17 protein-coding genes and 3 pseudogenes are annotated in these 24,018 nt (G+C 64.2%); 9 read left to right on the top strand and 11 right to left on the bottom strand.

All coding sequences use genetic code 11. From position 1 onward, the window contains the following. Positions 1-179: 179 nt before the first annotated feature. The 3 genes from J5X93_RS04300 to J5X93_RS04290 all read left to right on the top strand — a co-directional run bounded on the left by J5X93_RS04300 (position 180) and on the right by J5X93_RS04290 (position 3,648). Positions 180-404, top strand: a complete 225-nt coding sequence (locus J5X93_RS04300) for a hypothetical protein (protein ID WP_043208017.1) — start codon at positions 180-182, stop codon at positions 402-404. 204 nt (positions 405-608) lie between these two features. Next, positions 609-1,943, top strand: a complete 1,335-nt coding sequence (locus tag J5X93_RS04295) for an OprD family porin (protein ID WP_250034471.1) — start codon at positions 609-611, stop codon at positions 1,941-1,943. Positions 1,944-2,151: 208 nt separating this feature from the next. Beyond that, a complete protein-coding gene (locus J5X93_RS04290; RefSeq protein WP_043208013.1) occupies positions 2,152-3,648 on the top strand; it encodes a GGDEF domain-containing protein in 1,497 nt (498 codons plus the stop codon). On the opposite strand, the gene J5X93_RS04285 is transcribed toward J5X93_RS04290, so the two are convergent. Beyond that, the gene (locus tag J5X93_RS04285) at positions 3,645-4,121 is read right to left on the bottom strand and encodes a ferritin-like domain-containing protein (RefSeq protein ID WP_043208011.1); all 477 of its coding nucleotides are present in this window, start codon (positions 4,119-4,121) and stop codon (positions 3,645-3,647) included. The two genes, J5X93_RS04290 and J5X93_RS04285, sit on opposite strands and share 4 nt — an antisense overlap. A gap of 199 nt (positions 4,122-4,320) precedes the next feature. Between J5X93_RS04285 and J5X93_RS04280 the strand changes: the two genes are divergently transcribed. Further along, positions 4,321-4,542, top strand: a complete 222-nt coding sequence (locus J5X93_RS04280; RefSeq protein WP_070577002.1) for a DUF3820 family protein — start codon at positions 4,321-4,323, stop codon at positions 4,540-4,542. A 39-nt stretch (positions 4,543-4,581) separates the two neighbouring features. On the opposite strand, the gene J5X93_RS04275 is transcribed toward J5X93_RS04280, so the two are convergent. From J5X93_RS04275 to ptsP, 3 genes are read right to left on the bottom strand one after another with little or no spacing between them, the layout of a single operon-like run. Continuing rightward, the gene (locus tag J5X93_RS04275) at positions 4,582-6,318 is read right to left on the bottom strand and encodes a PTS fructose-like transporter subunit IIB (protein WP_090345243.1); all 1,737 of its coding nucleotides are present in this window, start codon (positions 6,316-6,318) and stop codon (positions 4,582-4,584) included. Beyond that, on the bottom strand, positions 6,315-7,265 hold the full coding sequence (gene pfkB, locus J5X93_RS04270; RefSeq protein WP_043208005.1) for a 1-phosphofructokinase: 951 nt from the start codon (positions 7,263-7,265) through the stop codon (positions 6,315-6,317). Before pfkB ends, J5X93_RS04275 begins: the two co-directional genes overlap by 4 nt. 1 nt (position 7,266) lies before the next feature. Continuing rightward, on the bottom strand, positions 7,267-10,119 hold the full coding sequence (gene ptsP / locus J5X93_RS04265; RefSeq protein WP_182941749.1) for a phosphoenolpyruvate--protein phosphotransferase: 2,853 nt from the start codon (positions 10,117-10,119) through the stop codon (positions 7,267-7,269). A 286-nt stretch (positions 10,120-10,405) separates the two neighbouring features. On the opposite strand from ptsP, the gene cra reads away from it, so the two are divergent. After that, positions 10,406-11,401 carry a catabolite repressor/activator gene (gene cra / locus J5X93_RS04260; RefSeq protein ID WP_182941751.1) on the top strand — a complete coding sequence of 332 codons (996 nt, stop codon included), beginning with the start codon at positions 10,406-10,408 and terminating at the stop codon, positions 11,399-11,401. A gap of 2 nt (positions 11,402-11,403) precedes the next feature. Further along, positions 11,404-12,180: a TatD family hydrolase gene (locus tag J5X93_RS04255; protein ID WP_250034470.1), complete on the top strand. Its 777-nt coding sequence runs from the start codon at positions 11,404-11,406 to the stop codon at positions 12,178-12,180. Between the two features lie 54 nt (positions 12,181-12,234). On the opposite strand, the pseudogene J5X93_RS28465 reads toward J5X93_RS04255, so the two are convergent. The 4 genes and pseudogenes from J5X93_RS28465 to J5X93_RS04235 all read right to left on the bottom strand — a co-directional run. Continuing rightward, positions 12,235-12,750 (bottom strand): annotated as a pseudogene (locus J5X93_RS28465) (methyl-accepting chemotaxis protein); the annotation flags it as partial. Positions 12,751-14,412: 1,662 nt separating this feature from the next. Continuing rightward, positions 14,413-15,243 (bottom strand): regulatory signaling modulator protein AmpE, encoded by an 831-nt coding sequence (gene ampE, locus J5X93_RS04245; RefSeq protein WP_250034469.1) that lies wholly within the window; start codon positions 15,241-15,243, stop codon positions 14,413-14,415. Next, the gene (ampD, locus tag J5X93_RS04240) at positions 15,240-15,806 is read right to left on the bottom strand and encodes a 1,6-anhydro-N-acetylmuramyl-L-alanine amidase AmpD (RefSeq protein ID WP_043207993.1); all 567 of its coding nucleotides are present in this window, start codon (positions 15,804-15,806) and stop codon (positions 15,240-15,242) included. Before ampD ends, ampE begins: the two co-directional genes overlap by 4 nt. Positions 15,807-15,882: 76 nt before the next feature. Further along, positions 15,883-18,051, bottom strand: a complete 2,169-nt coding sequence (locus J5X93_RS04235) for a DUF1631 domain-containing protein (RefSeq protein WP_250034468.1) — start codon at positions 18,049-18,051, stop codon at positions 15,883-15,885. A 236-nt stretch (positions 18,052-18,287) separates the two neighbouring features. Between J5X93_RS04235 and nadC the strand changes: the two genes are divergently transcribed. Then, positions 18,288-19,136: a carboxylating nicotinate-nucleotide diphosphorylase gene (gene nadC, locus J5X93_RS04230; protein ID WP_182817210.1), complete on the top strand. Its 849-nt coding sequence runs from the start codon at positions 18,288-18,290 to the stop codon at positions 19,134-19,136. An 83-nt stretch (positions 19,137-19,219) separates the two neighbouring features. Here the strand turns inward: nadC and trxB are convergent, their stop codons facing one another. Next, on the bottom strand, positions 19,220-20,182 hold the full coding sequence (trxB, locus tag J5X93_RS04225) for a thioredoxin-disulfide reductase (protein ID WP_043213848.1): 963 nt from the start codon (positions 20,180-20,182) through the stop codon (positions 19,220-19,222). Positions 20,183-20,509: 327 nt separating this feature from the next. Here trxB and cysZ point away from each other — a divergent pair, with 327 nt between their 5' ends. Then, complete coding sequence (gene cysZ / locus J5X93_RS04220) at positions 20,510-21,238, top strand: sulfate transporter CysZ (protein WP_043213846.1); 729 nt, start codon at positions 20,510-20,512, stop codon at positions 21,236-21,238. A 60-nt stretch (positions 21,239-21,298) separates the two neighbouring features. On the opposite strand, the pseudogene J5X93_RS28460 reads toward cysZ, so the two are convergent. Together J5X93_RS28460 and J5X93_RS28455 are read right to left on the bottom strand one after the other, a co-directional pair. Beyond that, positions 21,299-21,712: pseudogene (locus tag J5X93_RS28460) on the bottom strand (methyl-accepting chemotaxis protein); the annotation flags it as partial. 180 nt (positions 21,713-21,892) lie between these two features. Next, positions 21,893-22,525: pseudogene (locus J5X93_RS28455) on the bottom strand (PAS domain-containing protein); the annotation flags it as partial. A gap of 269 nt (positions 22,526-22,794) precedes the next feature. On the opposite strand from J5X93_RS28455, the gene J5X93_RS04210 reads away from it, so the two are divergent. Further along, entirely contained in the window at positions 22,795-24,012 is a 1,218-nt protein-coding gene (locus J5X93_RS04210) for a glycosyltransferase family 4 protein (RefSeq protein ID WP_090345231.1), read from the top strand. Positions 24,013-24,018 lie beyond the last annotated feature (6 nt).

The following is a 24,018-nucleotide window of genomic DNA, read 5'->3' as shown; positions in this document are numbered from 1 at the left end:
ATTTTGCCTGCCGGACGCTCAAGGACGCTGGTTTGCGCGTTGGATCCTAGCGTTTTCGCCGCCAATCATTACTTTTTGCGTAACAGTGCTTATCCAACTTCAGCCTGTTTCTACATGGTTGAAGGGACTAACTTATGCCTGTCCTCGTTAACACTTGCATCGCAAGAAGGTTGTTTTAAATGTCCAACAGTATGGGTGTTGCCAGCGTTTTCATTCTGTCTTCCCTGTTGTTGTCGCCTCTGGCCATGGCTGAAGAATCGCCGGCCTTCGCTGCCCGTAACGCAGAACTTGCAGTTGTCCATCAACAGGCTCGTGAAGCCTATGCCGCGCAGAAGGCAGATGCTGCCAAAGACGTACAGCAGACCGCTTCCAAGGCCGTCGCCGACGACAGTGCCGATAGCTGATCGACTGTTTTCCGCTCCTGTTTTTTCCCTTGGCTCTCACACGGGCGCCCCGTGCGCCAATATGTTAGCCTTTCAAAGCCGCTGCCGATCAGCGGCTTTTTTTATGTGCCAAAACTATCAGCCAGGCTGTTGCGTACATAACAAGAAACTTGCATTCCCCAAAACAACAACGACCCCACCGCCAGATCAAAGGAGCTCGTACCGGTGCCTTCCGCGTTTCGTTTTACCCCGCTGTTCGTTGCATTGACTGCAACGATGCCGTTCGCTGTCCAGGCCGATGAAGACAAGGCTGATGGATTCATCGAAGGTTCTTCCCTGAACCTGCATTTTCGCAATGCCTACTTCAATCGCAACAACCTCAACCCCGCAGAGCGCGACCTGCGTGAATGGGGCCAAGGCTTCGTTGCGCGTTTCGAGTCCGGCTATACCCCCGGCGTGATCGGCGTCGGTGTCGATGCCCATGCCATGCTGGGCCTGAAGCTCGACGGCGGTGGCGGCCACTCCGGCACCAGTATCCTGCCCAAACACGTACAAGACGATGGCGAACCGGGGGCAGCCCCGCATTCGTTCTCCACTGCAGGCGCGGCGGTCAAGTTCAAGGCCTTCGACACCGAGCTCAAGGCCGGTGACCTGTTCCTCACCAACCCGGTGATCGCCGGTGGCGAGTCGCGCATGCTGCCGCAGACCTTCCGCGGCGTGAGCCTGACCAACACCAGCATCGACGGCCTGCTGCTCGAAGGTGGCCAGGCCAGCTTCACCAAGCCGTACAACCAGAGCGGGCATCGCCGCATCGATACCTACTACGGCAGCCTGAATGATGGCAGCAAAAGTGACCACCTGACCTGGGCCGGGCTGTCCTGGAGCGGTACCGAGAACGTCACCACCAATCTCTATGCCGCCGAACTGAAGGACATCTGGAACCAGTACTACGTCGACTTCGACTACACCTATGTGGTCAACGACCTGGTCAGCCTCAACCCGGGCCTGCACTTCTATCACACCCAGGACACCGGCCAGGCACTGCTGGGCAACATCGACAACAACACCTACAGCCTGCATTTCACAGTCAATGCCGGCTACCACAGCATCACGGCCGCCTACCAGCGCGTGAACGGCAACACGCCGTTCGACTACATCAACCTGGGCGACAGCGTGTACCTGGACAACTCGCGCATGTATTCGGACTTCAACGCGCCCAACGAGCGGTCCTGGAAACTGCAGTACGACTATGACTTCACCGGCCTCGGCATGCCCGGCCTGAGCACCTCGCTGTCGTACTCGCGCGGTGAAGCGGACCTGACCAAGGCCGACCAGGACACCACCCACTACGCCTACTACAATCCCGAAGGCAAGAACGCCATGCACTGGGAACGCGACCTGGACGTGAAGTACGTCTTCCAGGAAGGCAGCCTCAAGGACCTGTCGGTGCTGTTGCGCTACGCCAGCCATCGCGGCAGCCAGGGCTATGCCGCCATCGATGGCAACAGCGACAACGATGAAGTCCGGGTGATCGTCGACTATCCGTTGAACATCTTCTGACCTAAAGACCTAGCGAGGGCTTGGCCCTCGTTCGCCGCGCAAGCCCGCACCTGCAGAGGACACCGTAGCCTCTGTGGGAGCGGGCCAGGCCTGCGATAGGCCGTACAGCGGCCGGCCTCGTTTTTCCGTCGAACGAATCTTGTCCGACAATCCTGGCTTCCCTAGAATACCGCCGCCGCATAATGGCCCCGCCTGTGCAGTAGCGAACATGCCCACCCGATCATCGCGCTTTACCCTGTACAGGTCGCACCCCGAACTGATCCTCAACCTGGGCAGTTGCCTTGCCGTGCTCGCCATCGTGGCGATCGTCAGCTACCTGCTGAGCCGCGAACGCGACAGTGTCGAACAATCGGCCAAACGTTCCTCCAGTAACATCGTCCAGCTCATCGAAAGCGATATCCTGCGTAACGTCGAACTCTACGACCAGACCCTGCACGGCCTGATCTGGGCGGTGAAGCACCCTGAACTGCTGGATACCTCGCCTGAGCTGCGCCAACAAATCCTCTTCAACCAGACCTTCGCCGCCCCCGTACGCGGCGATATCCTCTGGGTCGATGCCCAGGGCAAGGTGCTCGGTGACTCGCTCAGCATGCCGCCAAGGCAAGGAGATCTGAGCGACAGCGTTGCCTTCAAGGCCCATCGCGACCGCCCGGGCCTTGGGTTGTTCATCAGCCCGCCGTTCAAAGCGCGTCTGGGGGATCTGGATTGGTGCATCAGTTTCAGCCGGCGCATTTCCGGCCCTGATGGCGAATTCGCCGGCATCGCCTCCGGTGCCCTGCGCCTGTCCTATTTCAGCGAGCTGTTCGAACGCCTGGACATCGGCAACGACAGCAGCATCAACCTGCTTAACACCGAAGGGCAGTTACTGGCCCGCCAGCCCTCCCGGGCGCAAGACCCGATGATCGGCAGCAATTACCGCGAACGGCCCAATTTCCAGCGCATCCTCAGCGAACGCAGCGGCAGTTTCACCGCGCGCTCCGGGTCGGCCGGCACGCCGCATATCTATACGTTCGCCCGGGTCGCTGACCTGCCGTTGATCGTTCTGGTGGTGGACTCGGCCGAAGAGGTGTTTCAGTCCTGGCGACGCACTGCGATCCTGGTCAGCGTAGCGACCGGCATGCTGTGCATCGGCATTCTTTGGCTGACCTTACTGCTAGGCCGCGAATTGCGCCGTCGTCACGAAGCCGAACAATGCCTGGCGACTCTGGCGGCCACCGACAGCCTCACAGGCTTGGCCAATCGCCGGCATCTCGATCAGGTGCTGCGACAGGAATGGGCGCGGGCCCAGCGCAATCGTCAGCCGCTGGCCATTCTCATGGTGGATGTGGATCACTTCAAAGCGTTCAACCAGCGCCACGGCCATGCCGGGGGCGATCATGCCCTGCGTGAAGTCGCCCATACGCTCGAACACTGTATTCGCCGCCCGGCGGATCTGGCGGCGCGGTATGGTGGGGAGGAATTTCAGGTGGTGCTACCGGAGACGGATCTGGCCGGTGCGCGCCTGCTCGCCGAGCGCATCCGCGCCCAGGTCGAGGCGCTACCGACTTTCGCAGGCGACGAACGACCGGTGACCGTCAGCATTGGTATCGGCGTGCACGTCCCTGGCACCCAGCAGGACCTGACGGGCCTGCTGGGCAGCGCGGACGAGGCGCTCTACAGGGCCAAGGCCAACGGCCGCAACCGTGTCGAGGGCCCGGAGCTTTAGGACCGAGCGCGCGCGGCGTCGCGCAGCGCTTTGACCTGGTCATGGTTACGCTGCACACCTTGCAGCTGCTTCTCTACCAACGCGTAGGTCTGGTCGCTGGCGCTGCGGCCGAGCTTGACCAGTTTCTCGCGGGCGTCCTTGTAGGCCTTGAGCGCGAAGTCCTCGCCGCGCTCGACCTCGTTGAGCACCGCTTCCTCGCTCTTGCCGGTCAGCATGGACTTCAAGTTGACCCAGCCCCGATGCAGGTCGCCACTGAGGCTTGTAGAGGTTTCCGGGTCGCCGCCCAGACGACGCACCTCGCTCTGCAGCTCGGCGGCAGCGCTGGCGCATTCACCGGCGCGTTGCACGAAGAATGCCTTCAACTCGGTATTCTTGACGTCTTCGGCCGACTCTTTGAACCCCTTTTCGCCGTCCTTGCTGTACTCGATCAGGTCGTTGAGCACATCGATCACGTCGTTGTTTGGATGACTCATGGCGCGAACTCCTTGGCAGGTGATAGTCACTTGGAATGGAGCAGGCATCGTGCCAAATCGACAAAAAGGATAATTCTTCGTTAATTCAATGAGTTACGAAACCGTGGAGCAACACCTTGGGCGGCGTTCTGCATGATCGCCGCTTGGGTGTTCGTGCAGTTTGCAGTATGGTCGGCGCTTTGTTCGGTAAGGGCTGGCGATGAAACCTGAAACCCTGCAGCTGCTGGTCACCCGCACCATGCCCTTTGGCAAGTACCAAGGTCGCCTGATCGCCGACCTGCCCGGCGACTATCTGGCATGGTTCGCCCGCAAGGGCTTCCCGCCTGGCGAGTTGGGTGGACTGCTGGCTTTGATGCATGAGATCGACCACAACGGGCTGGGTGAACTGCTGACGCCGTTGCGCCAGAAACACCGCCGCTGAATCGCCTGGGGCTGCGCTACGACCTCAGGCTCGCTTTCTTCAGCCCTTTGCCGGCGCCACCGCCAATTCCACACGCTCGCCCTTCTTGATCAGTGCATACACCACCGCCGTCAGCAGGCTGCCCGCCAGGATCGCCAGCAGGTAAAGCAACGCATGGTTGATCGCGTTGGGGATCAGCAGCACGAACAGCCCGCCATGGGGCGCCATCAGCTTGCAGCCAAAGTACATCGACAGCGCCCCGGTCAGCGCGCCGCCCGCGACACTGGCCGGGATCACCCGCAGCGGGTCCTTGGCGGCAAACGGAATCGCGCCCTCGGAGATGAAGCACAGCCCCAGGGCCAATGCCGCCTTGCCCGCCTCGCGCTCGCTCTGGGCGAACTTGCGCCGGGCCAGGAAGCTGGCGATGCCCAGGCCGATCGGCGGCACCATCCCGGCGGCCATGGTCGCCGCCATCGGTGCATAGCTGGACGAGGCCAACAGCCCCACCGAGAAGGCGTAGGCCGCCTTGTTGATCGGACCGCCCAGATCCACGCACATCATGCCGCCCAGCAACAGCCCAAGCAGAATGGCGTTGGTGGTGCCCATGCTGTCGAGAAAGCGCGTCAGGCCTTCGAGCATCGCCGCTACTGGCTGGCCGACCACATAGATCATCACCAAACCGGTGAACAGACTGGCCAATAGCGGAATGATCAGGATCGGCTTGAGCGCCTCGAGGCTGCTCGGCAGACGCGCCCAGCGGCTGATGGCCTTGGCGCTGTAGCCGGCCAGGAAGCCTGCGATGATGCCGCCGATGAAGCCCGCCCCCAATGTGCTGGCAAGCAGACCACCGATCATGCCCGGCGCCAGCCCGGGGCGGTCGGCGATGGACCAGGCGATATAGCCGGCCAGCAGCGGCACCATCAGCTTGAATGCCGCCTCGCCGCCGATCTGCATCAAGGCCGCTGGCAAGGTGCCAGGCTCCTTGTAGGCCTCGATGCCGAAGACGAACGACAAGGCGATCAACAGGCCACCGGCCACCACCATCGGCAGCATGAACGACACGCCGGTAAGCAGGTGTTTGTAGACGCCGCTCTTCTCGCTTTTCTTCACGGTCTCTGCGGCAGCCTCCACCCCTACCTCGACCTTGCCTTCGGCCAGGGCCTTGTCGAGGATGGTGCGCGCCTGCTTCAACGCGATGCCAGTACCGCAGCGGTAGATGCGTTTGCCGGCAAAGCGCGCCGTGGGCACTTCGATGTCGGCGGCCAGCAATACCACATCGGCGTCGGCGATGGCCTCGGCTGAGAGCGGATTGCGCGCCCCTACCGAGCCTTGGGTTTCCACCGTCAATTGATAGCCCAAGTCCTTGGCTGCCTGTTGCAACGCTTCGGCGGCCATGAAGGTGTGGGCCACACCGGTGGGGCAGGCAGTGACAGCAACGACCCTCGGCAGCGTACCGTTCGCCGTGGGCACCGCAGGCGTCTGCGCCTCCAGCACTTGGGCCTGGGCCGCCGCCTCATCCAGGAAACGCTCCCGATCGGCCAGGGCCTGGGCCGGTGTGCTGCGGTAGACCCGCTTGCCGACGAAGCGCTCCAGATCCACAGGGCCAGTGCTGACCACCAGTACCCAGTCGGCCTCGGCGATCTGCGCCGGACTCAAGCGCCCCTCGGCACGTTCGACATCCTGCACCTCGACCACGGGGTTCCAGCCGCGTTGCCGGGCGGCAGCCGCCAGCAAGCGCGCGCTCAGAACGCTGGACACCTGGCCGTTGGGGCAGGCGGTGATGATGGCGATGTTCATCGGCAACCCTCTTGTTGTTCTGTCAGTTGCACAGCGTTTTCCAGGCGCGCCAGCTGTTCGCGATCGCGAATCCCAAAGCCGACCTGAGTGACCGCCTGAGCGGCGATGGCCGTGGCCCGGCGTAGCGTGTGCTCGCGCGGCTCATCCAGCAGCAGGCCATGGACCATGCCCGCGACCAACGAATCACCGGCGCCGACAGTGCTTGCCACCTGCACCTTCGGCGGTCGCCCATGCAGGGGTGGCCGATCTTGGGCAAACCAGCTCAGGCCCTGCTCGCCTTGGGACACCACCACGTGCTCGACGCCGCTGGCCAGCAGCCGCTCGGCAGCCAGGCGCTGGGCTTGCGCAGTGTCCACCTTGGCGCCGAGCGCCTCGCCCAGTTCCTCGGTGTTGGGCTTGACCAGCCAGGGCCCGACCTGCAGGCCGACACGCAAGGCTTCGCCGCTGGTGTCCAGGGCAATCTTCAAACCCTGCTGCTTCAGTTGCAGCAGTAGCTGATGGAACCACTGCGCATCGACACCTCGGGGCAGACTGCCGGCCACCACCACAGCATCGTGCCCCGCCGCCACCTGTTCCAAGCGACGAAGCAGGGCAACACGGGCCGCCTCGTCAACTTCCGGCCCTTGACCGTTGATATCGGTGACCCGGCCATCGGCCTCGACCAGCTTGATGTTGCTACGGGTCTCGCCCGGCACCCGGACGAAGCAGTCGGCAAAGCCGCGCCAGGCGATCAGCGCCTCGAACGGCTCGATATTGTCACGCCCCAGAAAGCCGCCCACAGTCACGCTGTGGCCCAGGTCGGCCAGGACCTGGGCAACGTTCAGCCCCTTGCCCGCGGCATGGCTGTGCTGGCTGTGGCTGCGATTGACATGGCCGGGGCGCAGGGTGTCCAGGCTGACGGTGATGTCGAGCGCCGGGTTCAGGGTAAGGGTGAGGATCTTGGCCATTTCAATAACGCTCCACCAGCGCCCGGACCGCCGCGGCGCTGTCTTGTTGCAAGGCCTCGCGCGCCAGGGCGCGTGCCGTCTGGTGATCGGCCTGGCGGACCAGCGCCTTGACTTCGGCAATGCTGCGGGCCGCGACGCTCAGCTCGTCCACATCCAGGCCCAGCAGCACCGCGACCGCCTGCGGGTCCGCCGCCAGCTCGCCACACACGCCCACCCATTTGCCTTGGGCGTGGGCGGCACGCACGGTCACGTCGATCAGTTGCAGCACCGCCGGGTGCAGGCCGTCGGCCTGGGCCGAAAGGCTCGGATGGCCACGGTCGATGGCCAGGGTGTACTGGGTCAGGTCGTTGGTGCCGATACTGAAGAAATCCACTTCGCGCGCCAGTTGCGGTGCCAGCAGCGCCGCTGACGGCACCTCGACCATGATGCCCACTTGCAGGTCAGCCACCGGGATTTGCGCACGCAGGCGATCGACCATGGCCTTGGCCTCGCGCCATTCATGCACCTGTCCGACCATCGGGAACATGATGCGCAGGGGGCGGTCATCGGCTGCCTGCAGCAAGGCGCGCAGCTGGGCTTCCATTATCTGGGGACGCTGCAGGGTCAGGCGCACGCCGCGAACCCCCAAGAAGGGATTCTCCTCGGCGTCGATCGGCCAGTACGGCAGCGGTTTGTCGCCCCCCACATCCAGCGTGCGCACCACCAGGGGCCGCCCGCCCAGGCCATCGAGCACGCGGCGGTATTCAGCCTCCTGGGTGGCGATATCAGGTGCCTGGGGGTGGGCCATGAAGATCAGTTCGGTGCGCAGCAGGCCGACGCCTTCGGCGCCCTGCTCCACCACCTTGTCGATCCCCGTGCTCTCGCCGATGTTGGCGAACACTTCGACCGCATGGCCATCGCGGGTCACCGCCGGCTCGTGACGCTTGGCCCAGGCGGCCTGCAGGCGTTGCTCGCGCAGGTCGCGCTCGGCCAGGGCCCGCTGCAGGTCATCGGCCGCCGGCGCCACGCTGACCCGGCCACGCTGGCCATCGAGCAACAATGGCGTGCCGGGCTCCAGCAACAGAATGGCGGCACCGGCCCCCACCACCGCCGGAATGCCCAGCGCGCGGGCAACGATTGCGCTGTGGGCCGTGGCACCGCCTTGGGCAGTGACAATACCGGCGACCCGGGCCGGGTCCAGGCGGGCCACATCCGACGGGCCCACCTCGGCCATCACCAGCACGTAGGGCTGCTCAGGTTCGACGATGTCCTGGACACCGCACAGTTGCGCCAGCACTCGCCGGCCGATATCACGCAGATCCGCAGCACGCTCGGCCAGCAGGGTGTCGTGCAACGCCTCCTGCTGACGCGCCGCGCCGTCGATCACCGCCATCCAGGCAGCCGCCGCGCTCTCGCCTTGGGCCAGGCGCTGCTCGACTTCATCGCTCAGGCCCGGGTCGGCGAGCATTTCCTGGTGGGTGACGAATATCTCGCCGATGGTGGGGTCACTACGCTCCACCAGGGCCTGCAGCTCGGCATTCACCACCGCCAGCGCATCGCGCAGCTTATGCCGCTCTTGGGCAGGCGACTCGCCGCGTAGCGGGTAGTCGATCTGGCGCTCTACCTGCACAAAAGCCGGGCCACTGGCGATGCCCGGCGCAGCGCCGACACCCTGCACGACGCTTCCGGCCGCCGGCGCCTGGAGCGTCTGCACAGGCTCTTGGACACTTGGCGAGGCCGTTTCAGGCAGCGCTTCCACCACCTCGCCCAGGCCTTGCTCGATGGCCGCCAGCAAGACCGGCAGGGCATCGTTGGCAATACTGGGTTCGGCGATCAGCTCCAGCGTCTGGCCGCGCCGGGCCCCAAGGCTGAGCAGCTTGCTCAGGCTCTTGAGCGACACTGCCGGCTCGACGCTGTCCTGCAGGCGGATACGCAACTCGCCCTCGAAACCTTTGGCCAGCTGGGCCAGCACCTTGGCTGGGCGCGCATGCAAACCGTGGGGATTGGCCAGCACCACGCAAACGCTCGGCCAATCGGCCGGGGCCTCTCCACCGAGCACCTGCAGCACGGCGCGGCTGTTGGGCGCTTGGTAGAGCATTTGCCCACGGCCTTCGATCAGCACTTCACACAGGCGCTCGAGCAAAGCTTGATGAGCGACACCCAGGCTCGCCAGACAGAACAGGCCGTTGAGCGGCTGGTCACGGTAGCGCAGCGGTTGCTGCGGCGTGACGAAGGCCAGGCCTGGCTGACGCACCAGGCGCTCGCTGTGCAGCCACCACAATCCCTCACCCAGGGGCAGCGGCTCGGCCTGTTGCAGCACGTTGGCAAACCCGGCATCGACGCAGCCGGCACGTTGCAGCAGCCGCGCGCCACGCCAGGCCAGCTCGTCGAAGTCTTCGGCGGCCAGGCCCAGCCCCACCAGTTGCGCGTCCAGCGCCAGGGCCTGGGGTGCGCCTTGCAACAGCTTGAGCAACGCCTCAGCGCTGGAGGCACGGCGCAGGGCCTCGGCCAGGTCGGTCTCGCCCAGGGCGCGGGTCAGCAATTGCAGCAGGCGCAGGTGCTCGTCGGACCGGGCGGCAATGCCGATGGCCAGGTAGACGATCTGACCGTCCCCCCAGTCCACCCCCTCGGGAAACTGCAACAGGCGCACGCCGGTGGCGAAGACTTGGGCGCGGGTCTGCGGCGTGCCGTGGGGGATGGCGATACCCTGGCCAAGGAATGTCGAGCCTTGCGCCTCGCGGTCCAGGAGCCCTTGCAGGTAACCTTCGGCGACCAGGCCATCGGCGACCAGCCGATCGGCCAGAAGGCGCAGCGCCTCGGCCTTGTCGGCAGCCACCTGGTCCATAGCGATCTGCTCCTGAGCGAGCTCCAGCATGACCTTCTCCTTTTGCAGCCCCCGGGGCGGGGACCTGAGGTATTGTTGTGAATTCCACGAATCGGGTCTGTTCAACGGTCTTGCGCAGACGGTACACGGGGCAGAAAATTTGCCTGCTGAATCGTTTAACCTGACCAGGTGGCCACGTTACTCGATAATCTTCCGACGAAAAAGCCCCATCCTGTCGGACAATTGCGACAATGGTCGCCTGCCCAAGGCCCCGGCGCCAGGTGAAACTACCCGGTCCGGCCTCGCAGGCAGCCCCGGTAATAACAAGGAAAATTCGGTGAAACTCAGCGATATCGCCCGTCTGGCCGGTGTGTCCGTGACCACCGCCAGCTACGTCATCAATGGCAAGGCCGAACAACAGCGCATCAGCAACAGCACCGTCGAGCGCGTGCGTGCGGTGGTCGAGGCCCACGGCTTCACGCCCAACCCCCAGGCCGCCGGCCTGCGCAGCCGGCACACCCGCACCCTGGGCTTCATTCTCCCGGATCTGGAGAACCCCAGCTACGCCCGCATTGCCAAGCAACTCGAACAGGGTGCCCGCGCCCGCGGCTACCAGTTGCTGATCGCCAGCAGCGATGACCAGCCCGACAGCGAACGCCAGTTGCAGCAGCTGTTCCGCGCCCGTCGTTGCGATGCGCTGTTCGTCGCCAGTTGCCTGCCGCCTGATGACGAAAGCTATCGTGAGCTGCAGGACAAAGGCCTACCGGTCATCGCCATCGACCGGCGGATGGCACCGGAATACTTCTGCTCAGTGATCAGCGACGACCGCGACGCCAGCCGCCAGCTGGCCCAAAGCCTTCTGGATACCCGCCCAGACACCATCGCCCTGATCGGCGCACGCCCGGAGCTGTCGGTCAGCCAGGCCCGTGCTGGCGGTTTCGACGAAGCCCTGCAACCGTTCACCGGCCAGGTGCGCCGCTACCAGGGCGAAGCCTTCAGCCGCGAGTGTGGCCAGCGCCTGATGCAGCAACTGATCGAGGACTTCGGCGGCCTGCCCGACGCCTTGGTGACCACCTCCTACGTGTTGCTCCAGGGCGTGTTCGATACCCTGCAGACGCGCCCGGCCGACTCGCGCCAGCTGCAACTGGGTACTTTCGGCGACAACCAGTTGCTGGACTTCCTGCCCTTGCCGGTCAATGCCATGGCCCAGCAGCACGGCCTGATCGCGGCCACCGCCTTGGAACTGGCCCTGGCCGCGATCGAGGACAAGCGCTACGAACCCGGCGTGCATGCGATAGCCCGGACCTTCAAGCAACGCATCAACGCAGGCTGACCATGCGCCTGATCGACACCCATACCCATCTGGACTTCCCCGACTTCGACGCCGACCGCGACCGCCTGCTGACCAACGCGGCGGCTCGAGGCGTGGAGCGCATGGTGGTGCTGGGGGTGTATCAGGCCAATTGGCAACGGGTGTGGGATCTGGTCTGTGGCGAACAGCGGCTGTTCGCGGCCTTGGGCCTGCATCCGGTGTACCTCGACCAGCACCGCCCCGAGCACCTGGCACAACTGCGCGCCTGGCTCGAACGTCTGCGCGGCGACCCGCGTCTGTGTGCGGTGGGTGAGTTCGGCCTGGACTATTACCTGCCGGAACTGGACAAGGAACGCCAGCAAGCGTTGTTCGAGGCGCAGTTGCAACTGGCCTGCGACTTCGACCTGCCCGCCCTGCTGCACGTACGCCGCAGCCATGCCCAGGTGATCGCCACCCTCAAGCGCTATAAGCCTGCGCGCGCCGGTATCATCCACGCCTTCGCCGGCAGCTATGAAGAAGCGCGCGAATACATCAAGCTCGGCTTCATGCTGGGCCTGGGCGGCGCGGCCACCTGGCCCCAAGCCCTGCGCCTGCGCAAGACCTTGCCCCGGTTGCCGCTGGAAAGCGTGGTGCTTGAGACCGACGCCCCGGACATGGCACCGGTGATGTTCCCCGGAGAACGCAACAGCCCGGAACATCTCCCGGAAATCGCCCACGCACTGGCCGAGGTGATGGGCATAGACGCCGAGCGCCTGGCTCAGATCAGCAGCCGCAATGCCTGTGAGCTGTTCGGCTGGTAAGCCATCGCAGGCCCATCCGCGGGTAAACCCGCGAAGAAGTCGCCACGAATCAGCCTAGACGCGGAACGCGCCGATCAGTCGCTTGAGCTCGTCCACCTGGTTCGACAACGCCCGGCTGGCCTGTTCGGTCTGGCAGGCGCCTTGGGTGGTGTCCTGGGCAGCGCGGTTGATTGCCACGATATTCAGGTCGATGTCATGGGCCACCGCGGTCTGCTGCTCGACGGCCGCGGCGATCTGCTGGTTCTGCGCGACGATGCCGCCCACCGCACCAAGGATGTTGCCCAGCGCCTGTTGCACCTGACGTGCTTCGTCCACCGTCCCCGCCGCCATTTGGTGGCTGCTGCCCATGGCCGTGACCGCCGCGTCGACGCCCGCCTGCAGGCGCTGGATCATCTGGGCGATCTCCTCGGTGGAGTCCTGGGTGCGGCGCGCCAGGGTGCGTACCTCATCGGCCACCACGGCAAAGCCCCTGCCCTGCTCGCCGGCCCGAGCCGCCTCGATGGCGGCGTTGAGCGCCAGCAGGTTGGTCTGCTCGGCGATGCTGCGGATCACCTCCAGCACCCGGCCGATGGCCTGGCTGTCACCGGCCAGCTGGTTGACCGCAACCACGCTCTGGTCAATCTCCCCGGCCAGGCGGGTGATGCTGTCCTGCTGGTTTTCCACCAGGCCACGGCCGGTGGCGCTCTCGCGATTGACCTGTTGCGCGCCTTCGGCGGCCAGGGCTGCACTGCGGGCGACCTCCTGGGAGGTGGCGCTCATCTGGTTCATGGCGGTGGCCACTTGTTCGATCTGCTCACGCTGGCCACTGACCGCCTGATTGCTGCGCACCGACACCTCCAGCACCTGCCCGGCTTGCTCCTCGACCGTCGAGACAGTCCGCCCCACCTGATCGATCAGCTCGCGAATGCGCAACACCGTTTGGTTGAAGCCTTGGCCCAGCTCGCCGAGCTCGTCGCGGCTGTGGGCCTTGAAACTCACGGTCATGTCGCCGGCTGCGACCTTGTCCATGGCCGCGCCCAGATTGCCCAAGGTTTGGCGGATGGACACATAGAAGCCGCTGTCCAGATAGATGATCAGGGCAAATACCGCCAGCAGCGCGGCGACCAGCGCGATCATGCGCAGGCGGTGCTCGTCCAGGCGATCCTGCAGTTGCACCTGAAGGTGGGAGAGGATGGCGTCGTTGAGGCGGTAGGTCTGCACCATCAGGTCGCTGACCTGCTGATAGAACCCAAGCCATGGCGCGTCCAGGGTTTCGGCCATCACCACACGGTCTTCGAACAAGGTCGCGGCCTGTTTCACCGTTGCCTGGCTGGCTTCGGCCAGCGCGGCCAAGTCGGTCCTTGCGCGCGGGTCAGCGGCCAGTGCGTCGTCCAGGCGAATGCCGTAGTCGGCAGACAGCCGCTCCAAGCGTTGCAACAAGTCTTCGAAACGGGCACTGCCGGCCGAATCGATGAAGCCACGGCCCAACGCCATGGCCCCCAATGCCCGCCCTTCGCCCAGGGTCTGGGTTACCTGACCGGTGGCACTGCCCAGCAGCTCGCTCAGATGCCGCACCGAGGCCTGGTGGTCCTGGTCCAGCCCGGATTGACTGGCCACCTGTTTGGTCAGGACCTGGGCCTGAACCAACAGCTTGTCGAACAGAGCCGCCTTGCTTTGCAGGGAGGACTCGTTGCGCGCGCGGGTGAAGATTTCGCTCAGCTCTTCTCGTCGGGCCTGTAGCTGCGGGTCGCTCGTGGGTATCGCCTCAAGCCCCGCGGCGACCTTGTCCTCAAGGGCGCCGATACGCTGCTCCACGTCGCCGGCCTGTCCCGACTGGCCCAACAGGGCGTTGATCTGCAACAGGTTGCCCAGGGTTTCCAGATCGCTACGCAGGGTCAGGGCGCCAGCCAGGGGCCCCAAGCCCTGCAGCTCGACGCCGGTGGCGTGGAATTCGTCGTAGACGTCGCGCACCAGGTAGAAGCTGGTGACCAGCATGGGGACGAAGAACAAAGTGCTGATCAAGCTGAACTTCAAGCCGAAGCTCAGCCGGTCCATCAGGGCGATGGCCGGATAGAGCAAACGCTTCATGCGCATCTCCTTGGATTCTTTTTATTCTGCGAGGTAGCACAAGGCCATTAACGGCCAGGGGACTTGTATAACGCAGATCGAACCCAAGGTTTGTAATTTAAGGTTAAGCGCTGCTTGCGTAGGCCTGGCTCGCTCGATACCAGGCCGACAAGCCGAAGCACGCACTCAGACCAATACCGTCCACAGCGCAAAGCAGGCATACCACAGCACCGCGCAACGCAGCAGCAGCTCCCAGAGGCTGTCCAGACGACCGAGCCTCCGCTGGGTGTCTTCTTCCTCAGGCGCGCTGTCCGCCACGCGTCCGACCCGCGCCACCAGATGCCCCGCACTGATGTGCCAGTTGAGCAGTTCATGCAGCATCACCCGCACCACGGCGACAAAGTTGCCTACCAGGGCAAAGCTCAGGGCCAGCACCCGCACCGGCAACCAGTCCAGGGCATGGCGCAGCTGCTCGGCGCGCTCCTTGAGTGCCGGTTGGCGGCTGTTCTCTACACTCAGCGCCAGCAGCCGATAGGCCAAGGCCGCGCCCGGGCCGAGCAGGAAGTACCAGAAGATCACCGCGAAAAAGCTCTGGTAGGCCTGCCACAGCAAATGCCCCTGCACCCGCACCAACAAGCTAGGGGCATCGTCGGCGGCCAGGCCCAGATCCCGCTCGGCCACATGCAGCGCGGCTTGGTCATCGGCCCGGCGCCAGGCATCTCGAAACGGCCCCAGGGATGCCTTGATGTCGCCACGCCCGAGGCTGTAGATCAGCACCAGCAGGTGCACTGGCAAGGCCAGCAGGCCGTAAGCCACAGGCTCCAGCACGTGCAGCAACAGCACCAGCAACGCTACGGGCGCCAGCACCAGGATGGCCAGCGTCCACCAGGGATGCACCTTGCCGCTGCGCTCCAGACGTACCAGCTCGCCGATGAAGAACCCGTCACGCTGCAACCGCTGGCGCAGGGCCGAGAACTTCTCGAACCAGAGCACCAACACCAACACTAGAAAGCTCATGCGTCGTCCTCACTGCACTGCAGGGCCGCCCGGTAGCGGCACCAATCGAAAGCCGGGCCCGGGTCGGTCTTGCGCTCCGGGGCGATGTCGCTGTGACCGCAGATACGTCCGAGGTCGATCACAGGCCACGCGCCGCGAATCTGCTCGGTCAGTTGTTTCAAGGTCTGGTACTGGGCGTCGGTGTAGGGCAAATCATCGGTGCCCTCCAGCTCGATACCAATGGAAAAATCGTTGCAACCCTCGCGCTCGCCGAAGCGCGAAACACCGGCATGCCAGGCACGGTCCAGCAAAGAGACGAACTGGGTCACCGCCCCGTCCCGCTCGATGAACAAGTGCGCTGAGACGGTCAAATGGCAGATGCTTTCGAAGTAGGGGTGCTCGGCGGGATCGAGCCGGTTCTGGAAGAACTGCTGGACCTTGCCGGTGCCGAAACAGGCCGGAGGCAGGCTGATGTTGTGGATAACCAACAGGGAGATGGCTTCGCCTTCAGGGCGCGCGTTGAAATTCGGCGAGGGGCAGTGGGTGACGCCGGAGAACCAGCCAGTCGCACGGTCCAATTGCATGGAGCAGTTCCTGAAATCGCCAGGGAGGAGCCGCCAGTATGCCCCGCGTCCGGCAGGCTTGCATGTAAATGATTGTTCAGCGCGTCTGCTGGCTGCGCAATCGTTCCAGCACAGCGTCCAGCGCGCGCTCGAACAAAAGACCGTCGTCGAGCAGACGAACCTCACCACGCCGCAGGGCCTGGACCAGTCCGGCGCAGCTCCACTCCCGCACCTTCATGCCGGTACGATTGGCGAAGACATAGCGGTCGCTGCTGTCGATCACCGCCACCAACTTGCAGCGCAGGGGCTCATCGTCATCCATCACTTCTACCCATGCACCGATGCGCAGCCGCCGCACCTGTCCCAGTTCAGGGCTTTGTCCATCCAGACGCAGCAACGGACCACAGGCCGATTCATCGGCCACCGCCAGAATGATCTGCTCGGCCACCAAGACCTCATCCAGGTCAGGCGCGCCGTCGGTGGATGAAACGTCACCGCCAGCAAAGGCGCGCAGGTGCAACTGCTCCAGTCGCAGGAAGAACTCCCGGGTCGCGGCGGCTTCGGTGACCACCCCGGCCAATCCGTCGCGCAGGTTCTTGAGCAGCACCGGCACCTGTTGCAACAAGCGCTCCCGCGCTTGTGGATCTCGGTGCGGGGCGATGCTGGCCAGCAGGGCATCGACTGTGTCCAGGCCATCGCGCCAGGCGCTGGAGTCTTCGCCCTCCCTGAGCCAGGCCAGCAGCAAGACCTGGCTCCAACCATGCACCAGCATGTGTACCACCGCGTGCGGCAGCACCCGACCTTGTAGGCGCAAGTTCAGTGCCTGCTGTACCCGTTGCCGGGCTTGCAGCGCCCGGGCGCGCCCCTCTTCGGCGTCACGGGTGCGCTGTTCGAGCAGTTCGTTGCGCCGCCGCTCTTCCTGGTTGAACGCGAGAAAATCCTCGAGCAGATCGGCGAACACGCGGGAATCGTCAGTGAAGTCGTTGAGCAGGCGTTGGATCACCCGCTCCACGCGCAGATGCAAGCTGTCGCGCACGCCCTCGCTGCCGCTTTCCCAGCCGATCGCGGCGGCGGCAATCTCGTTGAGCAGACGCCGGGCAGGATGACTGGCACGGCTGAACAGGCCTTTATCGAGCAAGGCGACCTTGAGCAGTGGAATGTGCAAGCGAGCGATCAACCCGCGCAGGGATACAGGCAAGTTGTTGTCGGCCTGGATGAAGTCGAACAGCAGGCCGACCAGATTGAGGGTGTCTTCGTCAGCCGTGTCGATCCGGCGGCGCGTGCCGCTGCGCACGCTCACCCGCAGCAGCAACTGCTCCAACTGCTGGCCAAGCGAGAAGTCATCCGCCTCGCAGGTGGCCGGTACATAGTGCTGAAGATGCGACAGCAGGCGCAGCAGGTCGGCGGTGCTGATCGGCTGGGCGCTGGCGACCTGCTGCACACGCGGCGCGATTCGGCCTCGGATCGGGGCCAGCAGTGCCTGTACGGAATCGAAGAACGCCTGGCCTGCGCCATCGAGATCCGGCGCTTCGTCGCGCGCCAGCTCGGCTGACAGGCGTTGGACGGATTGGCGACGATCGTCGGCACGACGGCGCGGTGTCGGCTTGAGTTCAGGCAGCACACCGGCGTCGGCCAGCAACTGGTTGGCTTGATCGTACAACTGATCGAGGTCGCGCAATACGTAGCGTTCGAACAGCTTGAGCAGGATCAGCTTGACCCTGCGGGTAACGCCTTGGCTGCGCGCGGCCTCCAGGAAATAACCGCACAAACGGTCCGGCCCCAGGGGGTTGTCCGGCGCCGCCGCGGCGTTGCCGAGCAGGGCTTGCAGGCGCAACGCCAGGTGTTCCAAAGCAAGACCATCGCGCGAAAGCACCCGGGCGACCATGGTTTCGAGGACGGCGGTGCGTGCCAACTGCGCCGAACCGAGCGGGTCCTCGCTGAGGGTGAATGCCGAGGCTTCGACCTGCCCTACCTGGGCAAAGCGGTCATAGAAAGTGTCGAGAAAGCCGCGCTCGATGCTCTTTCGCTTCAGACGCAGGTCGCGCATGGCTTCGAAGTACAGGTTCTGCTCGAAACGATCAGGAGCCTTGTCGGCCATTTCGAAGAGCGTGTCGTCAGCATTGTCGAACAATGCCTGCAGCCCTTGGCGCAGCTGCAATGCAGCCTGGTCGCGCACTTGCAGAAGCGGCACCGGGAGGCACGAGGGCGCATGAGCCCCGCGATCGATGGCGACCGCCAAAGGCACCACCTTGCCTTCTTTCTGCATCCCGGACTCCTTGTGGGTGTTTTCGTTGGCGCGATGCCAGTCAAAACCATGACGCCAAATACTGGGCGCATTATCGGTAAAAATTCCGATAGCTACTAGAGCGTTCTTCACACGCCAGCAACTGACACTCCATTCGCCACAATGCTCAGCCGTCCCGACCAAAGGTCAGTCCCGTTGCCGCTGTACACGCCGCCCCCCTGCCCTATAATCGCCGCACCTAGCTTGTGGAGCCGACCATGCCGAACCTACGCCTCGCCGACCTGACCGCCGAAATCGAAGCTAACGTGCGCCGCGCGCTGCTCGAAGACATCGGCAGTGGCGACATCACCGCCCAGCTGATTCCGGCCGAGCGCCTGGCCAAGGCAACCATCATCACCCGTGAGGACTGCACCATCGCCGGTACCGCCTGGGTCGATGCGGTGTTCCGCCAGCTCGACCCGCGGGTCGCGGTGCATTGGCAGGTGTCCGATGGCGATCGGGCCACGCCCAACCAGGCGCTGTTCCACCTCGAAGGCCCGGCACGCTCGCTGCTCAGCGGCGAACGCACGGCGCTGAACTTCCTGCAGATGCTGTCGGGTGTGGCGACCCGGGCGCGCTTTCTCGCGGACTTGGTACAGGGCACCCAGGTGCGCCTGCTCGACACCCGCAAGACCCTCCCCGGCCTGCGTCTGGCGCAGAAGTACGCAGTCACCTGCGGCGGCTGTCACAACCACCGCATCGGCCTGTATGACGCGTTCCTGATCAAGGAAAACCATATCGCCGCCAGCGGCGGGGTGGCCGAGGCCGTCAACGCAGCGCACCGCATCGCGCCGGGCAAGCCTGTGGAAATCGAGGTCGAAAGCCTGGACGAGCTGAGCCAGGCCTTGGCGGCCGGCGCCGACATCATCATGCTCGATGAACTCACCCTCGATGAAATGCGCGAAGCCGTGCGCATCACCGCTGGCAAGGCCAAGCTCGAGGCCAGCGGCGGCGTGAACGAAAGCACGCTGCGGGTGATCGCCGAGACCGGCGTGGACTACATTTCCATCGGCGCCATGACCAAGGACGTGAAGGCGGTGGACCTGTCGATGCGCCTTAGCCTGTAAGGCTCTTTCAAGACACAAAAAAACCGGCCATCAGGCCGGTTTTTTTGTAGGGGGCCAAAGCCCCGGTGGACGCTGGCGAATCCTTAGAACGAAGCGTTCGCCAGGCCGTCCAGGTAACGCTCCACGTCCAGTGCAGCCATGCAGCCGGCACCGGCGGAGGTGATCGCCTGGCGGTAGACGTGGTCGGCCACGTCGCCAGCCGCGAACACGCCTTCGACGTTGGTGGCGGTAGCGTTGCCTTCACGGCCGCCGTTGACCACGAGGTAGCCGTCCTTGAGGGTCAGCTGGCCTTCGAACAGCGAGGTGTTCGGGGTGTGGCCAATGGCGATGAACACGCCGTCGACCTTGATTTCGTCGCTGCTACCGTCGTTGTTCTTCAGGCGCGCACCGGTCACCCCCATGTCGTCACCGAGCACTTCATCCAGGGTGGCGTTGAGCTTGAGCTCGATCTTGCCTTCGGCCACACGGGCGTGCAGCTTGTCGACCAGAATCTTCTCGGCGCGGAAGGTGTCGCGGCGGTGGACCAGCGTCACCTTGCTGGCGATGTTAGCCAGGTACAGGGCTTCTTCCACGGCGGTGTTGCCACCACCCACCACGGCAACCGGCTTGTTGCGGTAGAAGAAACCGTCGCAGGTTGCGCAGGCCGAAACGCCTTTGCCCATGAAAGTCTCTTCCGACGGCAGCCCCAGGTAGCGAGCGCTGGCACCGGTGGCGATGATCAGGGCATCGCAGGTGTAGGTGCCGCTGTCGCCGCGCAGGGTGAACGGCTTGTTGGCCAGGTCCACGGCATTGATGTGGTCGAAGACGATCTCGGTCTCGAAGCGCTCGGCATGCTCCTGCATGCGCTGCATCAGGGCCGGGCCGGTCAGGCCGTGGGGGTCGCCCGGCCAGTTGTCGACTTCGGTGGTGGTGGTCAGCTGACCGCCGGCCTGCATGCCGGTGATCAGCAGCGGCTTCAAGTTGGCACGGGCGGCATAGACCGCTGCGCTGTAACCGGCCGGGCCGGAACCGAGGATGATGACGCGCGAATGACGTACTTCAGACATGTCGAACTCCTGTCGAGACGGCCGCTGGGCCGGCGTCGGGGCACCGGCAGTGCCGGCTGGAATGAAAAGGGACCTACGCAGCGCTTGGGGAAGCCTATGACGCGCAGATCCGAAACCAAAAAGTTGAGCGCACTGTAGCGAGGTCGCAGAGATTAAGGAAATATCCTTCGACAATCCACCTTATAGGCTGCCTCTATCTCCCGACCGAACCGATAGAAAATCTTCCCTCGCTTTTGTTACAGCCCGTTGCTCCCGCACCAGGCGGCTTTCGTCGAGGCCTCAAACTCGGTAAGGTCAGCGCGTTTTCCCCTGATCCGGAGCGTCTCGATGCAAGCCCCTGTCCTCTCTGGCCCACAGTACCTGCGCGAAGGGCTGAAACTGGTCATGAGCCCCAGCCTGCGCCTGTTCGTGCTGCTGCCGCTGACAGTCAACCTGTTGCTGTTCGGCGGGCTGATCTACTTCGCAGGGCATCAGTTCAGCCTGTGGGTCGATACCCTGATGCCCACCCTGCCGAGCTGGCTGAGCTTTCTGACCTACATTCTGTGGCCACTGTTCGTCGCCTTGGTGATCCTCATGGTGTTCTTCACCTTCACCCTGGTGGCCAACGTCATCGCCGCGCCCTTCAATGGGTTTCTGGCCGAAAAGGTCGAGGTGGTGGTCCGCGGGCAGGATAACTTCCCCGCGTTCAGCTGGGGCGAGCTGATCGCCATGGTGCCACGCACCTTCGGCCGTGAAATGCGCAAACTAGGCTACTTTCTGCCACGGGCCATCGGCCTGTTCATCCTGTCTTTGATCCCGGTGGTCAACGTGGTGGCCGCCCCGTTGTGGCTGATCTTCGGGGTCTGGATGATGGCCATCCAGTACATCGACTACCCGGCGGACAACAACAAGATGAGCTGGCAGGACATGCTCGCTTGGCTGCGCGAAAAGCGCTGGCAGTCACTGGGCTTTGGCGGCATCACCTACCTGGCGCTGATGATTCCGCTGGTGAACGTGGTGATGATGCCAGCCGCAGTGGCGGGCGCGACCTTGTTCTGGGTACGCGAGCGCAGCTGACCTCGCGAGGGGGCGTACTGCGCCCCCTTCGCGGCTAACCCCGCCCCACGGTGCGGGGCATCAATGATTCAGCTGGTTGGAAAACTGCCCTACCGCATCCACCACCTTCTTCGCCCCGTCCTGGATTTCGACGATCACGCTGCCGGTTTCGGCAGCCAGGGTCAGGCCTTGCTCGGCCTGGCGCTTGCTGGTGTCGATGATGTCCACCGCCGCCTGAGCCAATTGTTCGTTCTGCTGCACTACCTTGGCGATCTCGTCGGTGGCGGTGCTGGTGCGCGAGGCGAGCTGGCGCACTTCGTCGGCGACCACGGCGAACCCGCGTCCCTGCTCCCCCGCGCGCGCCGCTTCGATGGCGGCGTTGAGCGCGAGCAGGTTGGTCTGCCCGGCAATGTCACTGATGGTCTTGATGATCGAGCCGATCACCCGGGACTGGGTGTCCAGCGCCTGGATGCCCTGGGCGGCATCCTGCATGGAGCTTTCCAGACCGCGCATGACATCGACGGTCTGGGTGACCACCTCAGTGGCCTTGCGGGCACTGGCGTCGGTACCCAGCGAGGTGTTGTAGGCGATGTCCGCAGCCTGGGCGACGGCGATTTCCTGGTTGACTTGGTCGGTGATCACGGTGGCGAATTTGACCACTTTGTAGAGCACGTCATGGGCATCGATGATCGGGTTATAGGAAGCTTCCAGCCACACGGTCCGGCCATGGGCATCGACACGCTTGAAACGGTCGGCAACGAATTCGCCCCGGCGCAGCTTGTCCCAGAACGCCTGGTAAGCCGGCGAATTGGCCTCTTCCGGTTCGCAGAACATGCGGTGTGGTTTGCCACGCACTTGCTCCAGGGTGTAACCCATCGCGTTGAGGAAGCGGTCGTTGGCGGTGAGCACTTCGCCTTGCAGGTTGAACTCGATCAGGGCGGTGGAGCGCATCAGGGCCTTGATCAGGCTCTCGTGCTCGCGGGAGGCCTCGATGGTGCGGGTCAAGTCGCTCGAATGCATGCTGAAATGCTTGATCCGCCCATCGCTGCTCTTGACCGGCTGCAGGATCGAGCGCAGCCAGGCTTCCTCGCCGTTGCCGCGTAGCAGGCGGAACGCGCCGTTGAGGTGTTCGCCACGGGTGATGGCGCCTTTCATGCGGTGATAGAAGTCCAGCTCCTTCACATGAGGCGGCACGATTTCTTCGATGTTGCGCCCGATCAACTGCCCGGCGCTGTACAGCATCTCCTTTTCGAAGTTGCTGTTGACCGACTCGATGCGCCCGTGGGGGTCGAGCTGAAGCACCAACATCTCGCTGTCCAGGCTGCTTTTGACTTGCTCGACGGACATCAGGTCCTCGCGCAGCTGTTGGATTTCTTTCTTGAGTTTGCTGTTGAACATGACCGCTCTCCCGGAGCGCACCTCGAGTGTCGAATACATCTGCATCGGCTGGTCCTGGGGGATTCTTGAGCACCCCAAAGGGGAAATTTCCAAGCATTTTTCCCTTCAAAAAAATGGCGTCACCCGGCCGTCACAATGACGTCACAGAACCGCAACGCGGCGGGTGGAAACTTTTTGTCATGAATAGACCGCCCCTACGTATCACCCTTGTCAGCGAGACGTTTCCACCCGAGATCAACGGCGTGGCCAATACCCTCGGACGCCTCATCGAAGGGCTGCGCCAACGTGGTCATCAGGTCGAGCTGGTGCGCCCAAGACAGGCCAGCGACACCTCGCAGCGTGAAGGGGATGATCTGCTGCTCTGCCGGGGCTGGCCACTGCCGGGTTACCCAGGCCTGCAATGGGGCGAGATCACCAAGCGCACACTGCTGCGCCGCTGGCGCAAGCACCGCCCGGACGTGCTCTACATCGCCACCGAAGGGCCGCTGGGCCTCAGCGCACTGCGTGCGGCGCGGCAGTTGGGGGTTGCCGTGGTCAGCGGCTTTCATACCAATTTCCAACAATATTCGCGGCAGTACGGCCTGGGCCTGCTGACGCGCCTGCTCACTCATTACCTGCGCTGGTTTCACCGGCGCACCGCCATCACCCTGGTGCCGAGCGCGAGCCAGCGCCTGGAGCTGGAGCGCCGTGGTTTCGAGCGCCTGGCGCTCATGGCCCGCGGCGTTGACGCCTGCCTTTTCAATCCGGCCCGGCGCAGCCAGGCGTTGCGCGAGCGCTGGGGCCTGGGCGCGGACGACATTGCCGTGCTGCACGTGGGGCGGCTGGCCGCAGAGAAGAACCTAGGGCTGCTTGCACCGTGCATGGAGGCCTTGCGCAAGGCTTATCCACAGCGCCGCATGCGCCTGGTCATCGTCGGCGACGGCCCCCAGCGCGAAACGCTCGAACAGCAGTTGCCCGATGCCGTGTTCTGTGGCGCCCAACGGGGCGAGGTATTGGCCGAGCACTATGCCAGCGGTGACTTGTTCCTGTTTCCGAGTCTGACCGAAACCTTCGGCAACGTTGTTCTCGAGGCCCTCGCCTCGGGCTTGGCGGTGGTTGCCTATGATGAAGCAGCGGCCGCCCAGCACATCCGCCACGGGCACAGCGGCGCGTTGGCAATGCCGGGCGACCAGGCGGCGTTCATCGACGCGGCCTGCTGGCTGATGGAAGAGCAGGAAACCTTGCGCACGGTACGTCTGAATGCCCGCCAGCACGCCAGTCGCCAGGGCTGGCCGGCGATCGTCGAGCAGTTCGAAGGGTACCTGGCTAGTGCTTGTCGCCAGGCAGGAATGATGAACACTCAGGCTGTAAAGACAGATCTGGCGATCAAGCGAGGCTCGACCACACCGCGCAGCTGAGCGCTC

Origin of the sequence: Pseudomonas sp. BYT-1 (assembly GCF_023611805.1) — a bacterium.
GTDB lineage: Bacteria > Pseudomonadota > Gammaproteobacteria > Pseudomonadales > Pseudomonadaceae > Aquipseudomonas > Aquipseudomonas guariconensis.
Note: the sequence above shows the minus strand (reverse complement) of the source record. Positions and strands in the feature narration are given on the sequence as shown.